Origin of the sequence: Ilyomonas limi (assembly GCF_005233845.1) — a bacterium.
GTDB classification, from domain to species: domain Bacteria; phylum Bacteroidota; class Bacteroidia; order Chitinophagales; family Chitinophagaceae; genus Ilyomonas; species Ilyomonas limi.
The window spans coordinates 55285-68429 of record NZ_SZQL01000020.1 but is presented as its reverse complement, the minus strand read 5'-3'; the positions used below and the strand labels follow the sequence as shown (position 1 = coordinate 68429).

The window sequence follows — 13145 nt, the reverse complement described above, 5'->3', positions numbered from 1 at the left end:
CCACGGAATAGAGCGAGAACTTTTTTATCTGTAATTACTGTTGTATTCGTTAATTTTTAAACCATTATTTATTTCAACTCATTCATTTTCTTCATCTTGCTTAAAGCTTATCATTCTGCGTTTTTCATTGGGCGGATGAATGGGTTGCTTTAATACTTTAAAAATAACAGCGATATTTTGTTTTCTAAAATTATAATTTGTACCCTCAGAGCATCTGCACCATTCCAACTTCCTTTATCCTAAATCTGCTTCTTAATTCTTTGTTACTACTTCATCCAGGTTCAGCATCGCATTGGCAACCACTGTTAAGGCCGCTGTTTGCGCATTGGTATGTTCATTAACGCCACCAATTATTTCATACACCTTTTGCTTATCTGCTTTAAACTGTTCATACGCGGTGTTATATAGTTTTAGCAATGCCGCCAGACTTTTATTATCTATGTTGTGATACGTGACTATAGTATAACCTTTCTTTATTTGCTGCACCACGTTCTCTCCGCCCTCGTTTTGCATACGGTAAGCGAAGTGGCGCGCAAGATCAAGAAAGGCACTGTCATTGAGCGTAGTGAGCGCCTGCAGCGGCGTATTGGTATTAATGCGCCGTACCGTACATACTTCGCGCGAAGCAGCATCAAACGTAAGCATAGCCGGGTAAGCAGCCGAGCGCTTCCAGTACGTATAAACAGCCCGGCGGTATTGCTCGCCACCGGTACTTTGCACCCACTCGGCACTGTTCCAGGGCGACTGCCAGATGCCCGGCGGCTGGTAAGGCATTACGCCCGGACCATACATTTTATCGTTCATCACGCCTGCAATACACAATGCCTGATCTCTGATTGCTTCGGCAGACAGGCGCACCCGGGCGCCACGTGCATAGAGTTTATTAAAAGGATCTTTTTGTTGTAATTCGGGAGTAAGTTTAGAGGTTTGCTGATAGGTGGCACTCATCACAATGGTTTTGATCAACTGCTTTATACTCCAGTTATCTTCAGTCATAAACTGATAACTTAACCAATCCAGCAATTCCGGGTGCGTGGGTGGAATGCCCTGTGTGCCAAGGTCTTCCAATGTTTCGGCGATGCCGGCACCAAAGAGTTGCTCCCACACACGGTTGGCCATTGTACGTGCGGTGAGTGGGTTTTGTTTGGAAATCATCCACATGGCGAGCCCCAGCCTGTTGCGTGGTTGCTTTGCCGGAAAAGGATTTAAAATATGAGGCACACCGGGCAACACTTTATCGCCTTTTACCAGCCAGTTGCCGCGCTCAAATACATTAGTAGTGCGGTGCATAGCGGGCGGGTTATCTATCATCACCGGCGTAGTAGGCACATCTGCATTCAGCAGTTTCCAAAATTCATTTTTTACCGCTGTATAGCCCGGCTGGTCTTTGCCGGGGAATGGCTGTGTAAAATATAACCAATCGAGCATAGCGCCGGCATCCGTTGGCTTTTGCAGGTTGCTGTTGGTATAAGTAAAGATAAGATGATGCATGCCAGTGGCAGGCTCAATGTCTGTTTCGGTTATTTGCCAGCCGGAAGTTTTGGCTAATGGTATGGTGGCTATTACTTTTCCATGTACATCATCCAAATGTATTTGCCATACACCGCCATCCATCCAACCCTGGTAGCGAAAAATAAGGTGGCTTTTGCCGGTTAAGTCCACGTGCTGCAAACGGCATATGGCATTGTTGCGAAAGGAGGCCCACTTTGTATCATTCAGTTCGCTGTTTGTAAAGCTGTCGCAGGCAAGCGAATTATAAGCAGGCTGCCAGGTTTTTAAAAATTCTTTCACTTCTTTGGCGCGCTGTTGCGAAGTATTGTTGCGCACCCAATTCACCACTTCAGTTAGTTGTTGCTGCATGCTATCGTTGTAAATACGAAGCAAAGGATAATCGGCATAAGTATCTTCATCTCTGGTATCGTTGAAGAAAGCAGCAAACTGGTAATATTCTTCATGCTTGAAGGGATCGTAGGGATGGCTGTGGCACTGCACACATGAAAAAGTAGTGCCTTCCAGCACATTCCAGGTGGTGTTTACACGGTCGAGCACAGCAGATGTTCTAAACTCTTCATTATCGGTGCCGCCTTCATCATTAGTCATCGTATTGCGGTGAAAAGCCGTTGCTATATAATCTTCATCTGTAGCGTTAGGTAACAAATCTCCGGCAATTTGTTTTATCAAAAAACTATCATACGGCATGTCCTTGTTAAACGCTTTTATCAGCCAGTCTCGATAACGCCAGATATTGCGGTTGTCATCCCGCTCGTAGCCTTTCGTATCGGCATAGCGCGCCAAATCTAGCCACATGGAAGTCCATTTTTCACCATACCGCTTTGATGCGAGTAAACTATCTACCAGGTCTTCATAAGCATGATTGCTTTCATCGTTCAGGAATTTATTTGCTATGCTTTGTGGCGCGGGCATACCGGTAATATCCAGGCTTACCCTGCGCAATAAAGTGGTTTTGTCTGCCTGTGGCGAAGGATTTAAATTATTCTGATTTAATTTATCTAAGATGAAATAATCCACTTCATTTTTTGCCCAATCACTTGTAGTATTTACCAGCCCGAAAAACTTCTTGGGCATGGGTACTTCAATGGGTTTTAATGCTACATAGCTCCAGTTTTCGCCCCATTGTGCGCCCTGCTTTATCCACCTGCTCAGGAGGTCTATTTCTTCTTTGGTTAATGGCTCGTGGTGGTAAGGCATGCGCTCTTCAGGATCGGTTAGCGTAAGACGGCGGATCATTTCGCTGTTATCCGGGTCGCCGGGTACAATCGCGTACTTGCCGCTCTTTGTTTTGGCGAGGGCTTCCTCGCGAAATAATAAACTAAAATTGCCTTTGGCACGCACACCACCGTGGCAACTTATACAGTTTTTATTGATTATTGGTTTCACCTGTGTGCTGTAATCTACCCGGTCGCCTTTTGTGAACAGCACAAAAGAAAGCGTAGTCACAGCAAGCAACAAGACAACAATGGTTTTTTTGGAATAAAGCAATCGCATGAAATATTTTCAATGGTCTAAAATACAAATTAGTAAACTATTTACTGTTAAAAGCATGTTTTATAATCATGTAATAAAGGCAGAACAGTTTAAAAATGGCAATCATTGGATAATAGCGACCAAGAATAGAAGTACTGCGCTGAAGTACTTAATAGCCTGGAATAATTAATTGTACCTTCTCACACCATCGTGACGAACCGAACAGCTACAATCAAAGCAATCGTAAAAAATAAGCAGATTTTCCAGGTAAATTACCTGCGCCAAGTGAATAGCTCAAACAGCTATCAGTATAAATGCTTTCAGCAATTCGTTAACGAACAGTATAAAGGTAGCTTTTTTATAAACTGCTATAACATACTGAGTTTAATGGGCTACAATACATCCAGATTTTCGTTCTGCTACCAACATTTAAGAACGTGAAGCCTGTACATATACACATTTCCCGCTTTTGTCGCAATATTCCGATGCAACGGTTATAACTGATTTAATTTTGCCAAATGGCAACAGCATGGTACAAGAGAAAATGGGTAATTGTTTTACTGCATACGGCTGTATGGACATTAATTTTTTTGCTTCCGCTTTTATTGTCGCAATCTATTCAGCGTGGAAAAAGAGAGCACGTAGAAGCCGACAGAAGCTGGTTTGTTTATCTTACCATTTTTACTGATATTCTCTGGGTTGTTTTATTTTACCTGAATTCTTTAGTATTAATTCCCAGGTTTATTTATAAAAGAAAGCTTTCTTATTATGTGTTGCTTCAGCTACTAATTATAGCAGTGCTTACGTTGTTTCAGTGGATTTTCTTTACATTCATTATCAAAATACCATTCAATATCAGCGGCTTTATCTTCTTTAATATTTTTCCATACCTTTTTATTCTTGCATGCAGTACTGCTTACCGCATGATACAAGACAGAATGGAAGCAGAACGGTTGTTGAAAGAAAAGGAAAATGAAAACCTGAAAACGGAATTATCTTTTTTGCGCTCGCAGGTAAGTCCGCATTTTATGTTCAATGTGCTAAACAATATGGTGGCGCTGGCGCGTAAACAATCAGAACAATTAGAGCCTTCGCTCATCAAGCTTTCTTCGCTGATGCGCTATATGTTGTACGAAACGGATGAGGCAAAGGTACCGCTGGAAAAAGAGGTAGAATACCTGCATAGTTATATTGATTTACAGCAGCAACGCTTTGGCAAAAAACTAACCGTGAAAGTGGATATTGATATACAGGATTGCTGTTACGAAATAGAACCCATGCTATTGATACCGTTTATAGAAAATGCGTTTAAGCATGGCACCGGCATGATAGAGGAACCGGTGATTAGTGTGCAATTAAAAGCCGATGCGGGCGTGCTGTATTTGACGGTACAAAACAAATTTAACTGTAACACAGCCGAAGTGAAAGATAAGGCTTCGGGCATTGGTCTTACCAATGTAAAAAGGCGTTTGAATTTACTATATGGCAAAAATCATTCTTTGCAAATTGCCGATAAGAATGGCTGGTTTGTAACTTCGCTGCAATTAAAACTGCACTAATGCTGCGTTGCCTCGCCATAGACGATGAACCCCTTGCACTCGAACTGCTGGAAGATAACATCAGCAAAGTGCCTTATTTAGAATTAGTTGCCCTTTGTTCCAACCCGCTGGAAGCAATGCAGGTGTTGCAACAACAATCCGTTGATCTTATTTTCCTGGATATACAAATGCCCGGCTTAACAGGCTTGCAGTTTATACAAAGTCTGGCAAAAAAACCCATGTTTATCCTTATCACTGCATACGAAAAATATGCATTGGATGGCTACAACTTAGATGTGATTGATTACCTCGTAAAGCCGGTTTCTTTGGAGCGGTTTATTAAAGCCTGCAACAAAGCGTGGGAGTTGTACCAGTTAAAAACAAAACAGCCTATTGCTGTTGAAAAAGAAAGTGCCCCGGAATATATTTTTGTAAATGTAGAATACAGCCTGGTAAAACTGGTGATTGCCAATATTATGTGGATTGAAGGACTGAAAGATTACATCAAAATTCACTTGCACAATAACAAGCCGGTGGTTACGCGCATGAATATGAAAACGATAGAAGACCAGTTGCCGCCTGCCAGATTTCTACGCATTCACAAGTCGTATATAGTTTCTGTTGACTATATTACTGCCATTAGAAAAAACAGTGTTTTTATGGATGATATGGAGCTTCCCGTAGGGGAAAACTACCGCGATGCAGTGGCGGCTTTGACGGGAAGGCAGAGTTTATAAATTTAATTAACGCTAACAGTGTTCTAAATATGAATGTTGTATTTGGGAGTAAAGCAATATCGTCACTGCGGGCTTAAGCAAAGCAGTTTGTGCTCAACCTTACATCAATATAGATGGCTTAGTTTGATTGTACTACCATCCACAGATTGCTTCACTCCGTTCGCAATGGCGTAGTGTAAGATTGCACTTTAGCAGGTTTCGAACTCTAAGGTTTTAAACCTTGTCAGCGTTGCCTATGAATGTATTTTTTTTTCATCTGATGCCTCATCAATTGATACAGAGGTCTATATTCTCTTTTTTAATAGAAAATAATAGCTATGCATGGAGGAATCTTCATAAACAATGTTTGCAAGATCCCAACCATTAAAATACAAAAAGTTAAGTGCAGCAGCCATATTTCCTCTAAAAGAAACCGTATTTCCTTTACTATCTCTGATAAACGCATCTTTTTTGTTGTCTTCCGGTTGAAAAGTAAAGCAAAGTTTGGGTGAGCTTACGTAAATACTGCTGTTCCCGTAATCAACTGATTGTTTACTTATTTCGGATTTAAAATATACTTCGGCATAATGAGCGTTGATACTATCCAACCGAATATCATTCAGATAGCCGAAAAAATTAGTAGAAGGTTCACTTGATTGTGCTGACAATCCTGAGACTAAAAGGGTAAAGAGTAGGAATAAAATACTTCTCATAATTTTTTAGTGCAAGTGTTTTAATTGTCTTCAATTTTATGTACTGATTTCCATTACTGCTTTGTGTTCGATACGCAAATACACAAATAATGCAGCAACAATGGCGATGCTATTGCAATAAACTTATTATACGCTGCCTTAAAAAGGATTTATTACCAATACATTGCTCTGCCGGAATAAAAAAGGGGGATGAAACAAGCGTTCGTCTCATCCTCTTTTCACTAAATTTTGCGTTATTTAATAGGCACCAAAGCCTCCAGGTTTTCCCAATGCAATCCAAATCCTTCGTCATTTGCCTGGTAGGTCAGATGTTCTGCCATAGGAGCCTGTTTAGGGGTAGCCGTTACCGTAAGCACATTCTTCGATTCATCAAAATTGGCAACGCCGCCTTGTTTGATTCCCCATTGACCGGTTTGCGAGTTAAAAATATACGTCCACTGGTTCTGGGACGGAATTACAAATACACTATATGTACCCGCAGGTAACTTTTTGCCGCCCAGCATAATGTCTTTATCAGTAGTAAACAGTGTGGCTTCATCGGCGCCTCCACGCCATGCTTTATCATAGGGCACCAGACCGCCCCAAATCTGTCGGCCTTTCACCGCAGGGCTGCCATAGGTAATCTTGATATTAGCCCCCGACACTACACTCGTTACAGTATCATGCGGGCTTACTCTTTGCGCCGTTACAGCAAAAGGCACCAGCAAACTGGCTGCTGCCAAAAGAACGGAAGAGAGGAATAGTTTGCGTTTCATAATATTTGTTTTTAGTAATGGAAAATTAGTAAAAAGGTTAGCTAATGTTAGTAATATTCATGTTATTTAAGGTGCTATTATAATGCCTCTGAAAAAACCAGGCTTACATTATTCATTAAAATTATAAACTTTTCCATTTCATCTCTACTTTTTTACCGTTCATCACAGCCTTATCTTTTTTGTCGCAACATTTTGCGGAATCGTCTCATTTGCTCCAAACGCGCCTTCGCGCAATAATAGCTTTGCGTCATTAATTTAATTCTTTATGAAAAAGTTGTTGTTTGTGGCAGTAGCCTTCCTGTTTTGCCTGAGTGTTTCGGCACAGCTTCCGGGCGGAAATGTAAAGGCTGGCAAAATGCCCAATATGCCTAATCTGGGCCGCCTGTATGGTAAACTGGTGGACAGTGCCGGCAAACCCATTGCAGATGCATCTGTGCTAATACTGCAATCAAAATTTGACTCTGCTACCAAAAAGATGAAAGAAGTTTTGGTAAAAGGATTAACTACCGATAACAAGGGCGAATTTAATGCAGAAGAATTGCCGTTAATGGGCGTCAAAATCAAGATTTCGGCTACCGGATTTAAAGAGCTGAACCAACCGGTGCAGTTCCTAGACCCTTCTAAAATGCAAAAGCCTGCGCAAGGCACTACGGGTAGCACACCTGCTGCAACTTCCGGTGGCGGAATGCCCGCTTTCCCATCTTCGTTTGATAAAGACTTAGGCAAACTGGAAATGACCGCCGATGCAGCACAGTTGCAAGGCGTTACCGTTACCACCACCTCTTCTGCCCTGAAGATGGATATAGATAAAAAAGTATTTAATGTAGAAAAAAATATTGTAAGTGCCGGCGGTACTGCCGTAGATGTAATGCGCAACGTGCCTTCTATCCAGGTGGATATAGATGGTAATGTAAAGCTGCGCAATGCTTCGCCGCAGATTTATGTGGATGGAAAGCCTACTACGTTATCCCTCGACCAGATTCCTGCCGATGCCATTCAAAGCGTAGAAGTAATTACCAACCCTTCGGCTAAATACGATGCTTCGGGCGGCAATGCCGGTATTCTGAATATTGTATTGAAGAAAAACAAAAAGACCGGCTACAATGGCAATATTATGGCAGGTGTGGATAGCCGTGGCGGCATAAACGGCGGTGGCAACTTTAATGTACGGCAAGGCAAAATAAACCTGAGTGCAGCCGTAATGACCAACATGATGCGCAACCAAACCACAGGCACCACCGACCGCCTCAACCTCGGTGATACACAAACACACGTGTATCAAAGTAACCTGAATAAAACCCGTGGTGGCTTTATGTTTGGCAGGCTTGGCTTAGACTATTTTGTTACCAATAAAACCACATTGTCTATTTCCGGCATTAAAGTGCACGGTGAGTTTAAGCCTAATGAAACAACGGATATTACTACTGATAGTTTGTTCAATAGTGGTATAAAAAGTATGTACAGCCAGCGTATTGCCAATAGCCAGCGCACCTTCAACGCCAATGGTTTGCAAGCCGGTATGGTACACAATTTTGCCAAAGAAGGTCAGCAGTGGACTGCCGATCTGAATTATTTCTCTGGTAAAAGCAGCGGTGATGCCTTGTACACCACTAATTACTACAATGGCAGCGCCATCAACGGAACAGGACTGCAAAGGGTAGTAAGCGATGGCAACAACCAGTTTTTAACCCTGCAAACAGACTATGCACAACCCATTGGTAAAAGTACCAAACTGGAAACCGGTGTACGTGCACAGTTGCGCCAGCTTACCAACGATAATGAAACATATGTGGGACCAACAAAAGACCAGTTTACCAAGGTTTATACCGGCTCTACCAATTACAAAAATCACGATAACGTATATGCAGCGTATGTAAGCGTAAAGAGCGCCATTAAAAACTTTGGCTACCAGGTAGGTTTGCGCGCAGAAAGTTCGGACTATAAAGGTGAACTGACTAACACCGGCGAAACCTTCAGCAACAAATATCCTATCAGTTTATTTCCTTCGGTTTTCTTAAGCCAAAAACTGAAGAAGAACCAGGAGTTGCAGGCAAGCGTTACACGTCGTGTAAACCGTCCTAATTTCTTCCAGGTAATTCCTTATACAGATTATACAGATAGTCTTAACATCACAAGAGGTAACCCAAGCTTAACACCAGAGTTTACCAATTCTTATGAAGTAAGCTACAGTAAAACGTTCAAAGGTGGCAACAACGTATTAACTTCTATCTATTACAAGCATACCAACAATTTAATTACGCGCTATTTGCAGCAGGACATTAATGATATAACTGGTAAAGAAGACCTGATCAACACGTTTATCAATGCTAATTCCAGCTATGCTTACGGTGCAGAGTTAACTGCTGTAAACCATCTTACCAAATGGTGGGATGCCACTACCAACGTGAATGTATATAACTCAAAAATTAACACCGATAACATCAGCAATGCCATTCAGCAAGCTGCAATGTGGAGCTGGTTTGGCAAACTGAATAACAGCATCAAGTTGCCTAAAAACTTTGCTGTCCAATTGTCTGCCGATTATCAAAGCAAAACCAACCTGCCGGTTGATAACAATTCGGGCCAGCGGATGGGACCTCCAATGAGCCAGGCACAGTCTTCTTCGCAAGGTTATATCCGCTCTTTCTGGGGTACCGATATAGCTGTAAGAAAAAGCTTCCTGAAAAATAATGCGGCAACAATAAGTGTAAGTATGAATGATATTTTCAGAACACGCAAACAAGACCAGTATTCGTACAGCAACTACTTTGTGCAGAACTATTATAGATTGAACAATCCACAACAGGTAAGAATCAATTTTACTTACCGCTTTGGCAAAATGGATGTAAACCTGTTTAAACGTACCAATATGAAGAGCCAGGCTGAAGGAATGCAGGGCGCTACGCAAGGAATGTAATGGTGAGTGGAACATAGAAAGCTGGTGCATCATTGCACCGGCTTTTATACTATGTAAGGCAAAGTTCTTATGAGAAATTGTTTAAAAATTAAAACCATTAAGGCAAAAAGAATATAAGTTATACAAAGTATTCTTTATTAAATTTTCGTAAGCTTCGAGGTCTTAATACCCTCGTTTTACCGGCAGGCAGGTTTGTAGTTAAAATAATTATCTCAAACAGCTTTTTACGCGGCCAAAACATTACTTCGCCGTACAAATTATAGACCTCCTAACGCATCTGTAAAAATTATACATTCACAATCTCTACTGCAAATTATTAAACGCAAAACAAACAACACATGAAAACGCTTAAACACAGCCTGCTGTTATTAACGGCATTGGTATGTTTTGCTCAGGTACATGCGCAAACTACCGATGATATTGTAAACAAACATATTGAAGCAATGGGTGGCAAAGACAAACAGGCACAGTTAAAATCCCTTCACATGGACATGACTATGCAGATAATGGGCAATGAAGCACTCTCTTCGGTTACTATCGTAGAAGGTAAAGGAAGCCGGTCCGAATCGGATGTGATGGGGCAGAAAGTAATACAGGTAGTAACCGACACCAGCGGCTGGATGATTAACCCGATGGCGGGTGCTGCTACTGCTCAAGCTATGCCCGAAGAGCAGTATAAACAAGGAGCAAACCAGATTTATGCTACCAGCCCATTATACAACTATACCGAAAAAGGAAGCACCCTGGAGTTGCAGGGACAGGAAAAAGTGGGCGATGTAAATGCCTATAAACTGAAAATAACCAACAAAGCCGGCAATGCTGCTACCTATTACATTGACCCTAATACTTATTACATCATTCAGATGAGTGTAAATGGCGAAATGATGGGTAACCCGGTTACGATTACAGTTACCAACTCCGATTTTCAAAAGACACCGGAAGGTTATGTGTTTCCGCGCGCTATACAAACAGACATGGGTGGGCAATTTTCCATAACCGCGAAGGTTACCAAAGTAGACGTTAACCCAACAGTAGATGCTACCATATTCGATATGCCTAAACAGTAAATAAAGACAATAAGCAATTACAATCCTTTTCTCATAAAAATGGAGCAATCGTACCCTTTGTTTCTACAAAGGGTTTTTTGTTTAGGTTATTCACTACAATACAGGTATAATATTAAAGTTAAAGTAGGATAATGTTGCCCGTCATTCCACAAGCCTGTAACGACTCTGATTGTGAATTAACAAGAAAATCTATCAACATCAAAACGCCAGCACAATGCCTTCTTTTAAAGCTTTATCATACTTCCGTTTATCAAACTTGTATAAAAACGGCGACCGGTGTGCACCAATACTTTTCTGTTCATCCAGCTTTTTAATAATGCCGAGCGATAGTAATTTTTTGGGGAAATTTCTACGGTCCAGTTTCTTGTCCAGGATGGTTTCGTACAGGTCGTGTATTTCGGGTAATGTAAATTTTTTAGGCAATAAATTATAACCAATTGGCTGCAAATTAATCTGCATTCTTAATGCCTTCAATGCTTCCGTGACAATGAGGTTATGGTCAAATACAAGTTGGGGAATAGAATGAATGTCATGCCATGTACATTCATCAGAAAGATAGTCAGGCTGCGGGTTTACCTGCGAATATTCTGTTACCGAATAATAACCGATGGAGACCGTTCTTTTCAGCAACCAATGTTCTTTTGGAACATCCGTTTTCCATATAGATTCCAGGTGTGCAATGTCTGCTGCTGTCCGTACAGACCGTTTTGGTTCGCCAAACGTATGAAACTGTTGTAAAAACAATTGAGATAAGCCGGTACGCTCTGTAAGTATTCGCGAAGCCGCGTCTTCCAATGTTTCCTCCAGTTTTATAAAACCACCGGGCAATGACCATTTTTCAGCATTTTTCCATTTAAGTAATAATACTTTCAGCTGGCGCTCATGGTAGCCAAAAATTACACAGTCAATAGATAAATGGTGCAAAAAATATTTATCACCATGGTGTACAAAGTCTAAAGTATCATTCTGTCGCATAGGTTAAAATTAAGGTGTAACCGTCTTTTGGCATGTGAAAATAAAAAATTTATACCATTGCGTATTTTTCACAGAATAAACTTTTATTTTCGTAGTACACTATTATAAAACATTGCATGTTGCCTAAAAAACTGCTCTTTTTTGCTGCTGCTGTTATTGCTGTAGCTTCGGCTATCAACGCTTTCAAAATCCCCTTTACCAGGTCAAGTCATCAAAATGAAAGCAAACACAAAACTGCTTTCCGCCAGCTCAACAAAAACAGAAAAATGGATGAAGACTTAAAACAACCTGTTGAAGCAAGAATAAACAACCCACTGCAACAAATGACCATTGAGGAAAAAACAGGTATGATGTTTATCAACGACACCGTATAAACGAAGATGACAGTATCCGAAAGAAGCCGGGCAATAGACCATTCACTTTTACACCTAACGACTTTTATACTTCAAAAACAATAATCATCTAACACAATAAAACTACCATATAATGCAAAGAAGAAAATTTCTACAACAATCGGCTGCCGCTGCGGTGGCAGGCTTACTATTACCACGCATGAGCCGTGCGACATCTCTTTTTAGTGCAACTGCAATGCCGCCCGCCGGGCTTCAGTTGTACACCCTCGGCAATTTAATGACTACAGACACAAAAGGTACTTTACAAAAAGTGGCTGCCATTGGCTATAAGGAGCTGGAAAGCGCAGGCTCAGAGAAAGGCAACTTTTATGGTTACAAGCCAAAAGAATTTGCTGCCATGATAAAAGATATGGGTATGACGTGGCGTTCGGCGCATGTGGGCGGTGCACCTTTTACAATGGCGCAAGTGATGAAGATGGCTAAAACTGCTGAAGATTCAGCGAGGATAAAAGGTTATATGGAGCGGTTTAAGAATGCACCAAAGTCATTAAACCTGAAAGAAAATTATCAGGAGCTGGCAGATGCCGCTGCTGAAGGCGGTATCAGCTACCTGGTATGTTCCAGCATTCCGGTAAACACTTTGGATGAGATAAAAACAGCAGTAGAGGTGTTTAGCAAAGCAGGTGAAGCATGCAAGAAGAATGGTGTGCAGTTTGCCTATCATAATCACACTACCGAGTTTGATGAAGTGGAAGGTCACCGTCCGTTTGATTATATTTTATCTAACACAGATAAAGATCTGGTGAAGATGGAACTGGATTTGGCATGGGCTACCAAAGCAAACCAGGACCCGGTTGCATTATTCAAGCTGCATCCTGGCCGCTTCCCGCTTTGGCATGTAAAAGACTTAGATAAAAACACAAAAGCTCCGGCAGAAGTAGGCACCGGCATTGTTGATTTTAAACATGTATTTGACAATGCACAGGAATCGGGTATGAAATACTATTTCGTAGAACAGGATCAGGCGCCGCAACCGTTGCAAAACATTACTAATAGTTACAATTATCTGCAAAAGATGCTGGGGTAATAAATGAAAGCGGTTTGAAAATCGTTTATAAATAATTGT

Annotated in this window: 10 protein-coding genes; 6 read left to right on the top strand and 4 right to left on the bottom strand. The window is 41.3% G+C overall.

From position 1 onward, the window contains the following. Positions 1–252: 252 nt before the first annotated feature. Complete coding sequence (locus FC093_RS19805) at positions 253–3006, bottom strand: DUF1553 domain-containing protein (protein WP_137263553.1); 2754 nt, start codon at positions 3004–3006, stop codon at positions 253–255. Positions 3007–3503: 497 nt separating this feature from the next. Between FC093_RS19805 and FC093_RS19800 the strand changes: the two genes are divergently transcribed. Together FC093_RS19800 and FC093_RS19795 are read left to right on the top strand one after the other, a co-directional pair. Beyond that, positions 3504–4544, top strand: coding sequence for a sensor histidine kinase (locus FC093_RS19800; protein WP_137263552.1), 1041 nt, complete (start codon positions 3504–3506; stop codon positions 4542–4544). Next, complete coding sequence (locus tag FC093_RS19795) at positions 4544–5260, top strand: LytR/AlgR family response regulator transcription factor (RefSeq protein ID WP_137263551.1); 717 nt, start codon at positions 4544–4546, stop codon at positions 5258–5260. The genes FC093_RS19800 and FC093_RS19795 overlap by 1 nt, the downstream gene beginning before the upstream one ends. Before the next feature lie 284 nt (positions 5261–5544). Here FC093_RS19795 and FC093_RS19790 read toward each other — a convergent pair whose 3' ends face one another. Further along, positions 5545–5952, bottom strand: a complete 408-nt coding sequence (locus tag FC093_RS19790; RefSeq protein WP_137263550.1) for a hypothetical protein — start codon at positions 5950–5952, stop codon at positions 5545–5547. Between the two features lie 233 nt (positions 5953–6185). Beyond that, positions 6186–6707 carry a DUF2911 domain-containing protein gene (locus FC093_RS19785; protein ID WP_137263549.1) on the bottom strand — a complete coding sequence of 174 codons (522 nt, stop codon included), beginning with the start codon at positions 6705–6707 and terminating at the stop codon, positions 6186–6188. Positions 6708–6972: 265 nt separating this feature from the next. Between FC093_RS19785 and FC093_RS19780 the strand changes: the two genes are divergently transcribed. Continuing rightward, complete coding sequence (locus FC093_RS19780) at positions 6973–9624, top strand: TonB-dependent receptor (protein ID WP_137263548.1); 2652 nt, start codon at positions 6973–6975, stop codon at positions 9622–9624. Positions 9625–9962: 338 nt separating this feature from the next. Next, positions 9963–10691 carry a hypothetical protein gene (locus FC093_RS19775; RefSeq protein WP_137263547.1) on the top strand — a complete coding sequence of 243 codons (729 nt, stop codon included), beginning with the start codon at positions 9963–9965 and terminating at the stop codon, positions 10689–10691. A gap of 198 nt (positions 10692–10889) precedes the next feature. On the opposite strand, the gene FC093_RS19770 is transcribed toward FC093_RS19775, so the two are convergent. After that, complete coding sequence (locus FC093_RS19770) at positions 10890–11666, bottom strand: NUDIX hydrolase (protein ID WP_137263546.1); 777 nt, start codon at positions 11664–11666, stop codon at positions 10890–10892. Positions 11667–11782: 116 nt separating this feature from the next. Here FC093_RS19770 and FC093_RS19765 point away from each other — a divergent pair, with 116 nt between their 5' ends. Both FC093_RS19765 and FC093_RS19760 read left to right on the top strand, forming a co-directional pair. Then, positions 11783–12040 (top strand): hypothetical protein, encoded by a 258-nt coding sequence (locus FC093_RS19765; RefSeq protein ID WP_137263545.1) that lies wholly within the window; start codon positions 11783–11785, stop codon positions 12038–12040. A gap of 112 nt (positions 12041–12152) precedes the next feature. Continuing rightward, the gene (locus FC093_RS19760; RefSeq protein WP_240743378.1) at positions 12153–13106 is read left to right on the top strand and encodes a sugar phosphate isomerase/epimerase family protein; all 954 of its coding nucleotides are present in this window, start codon (positions 12153–12155) and stop codon (positions 13104–13106) included. Positions 13107–13145 lie beyond the last annotated feature (39 nt).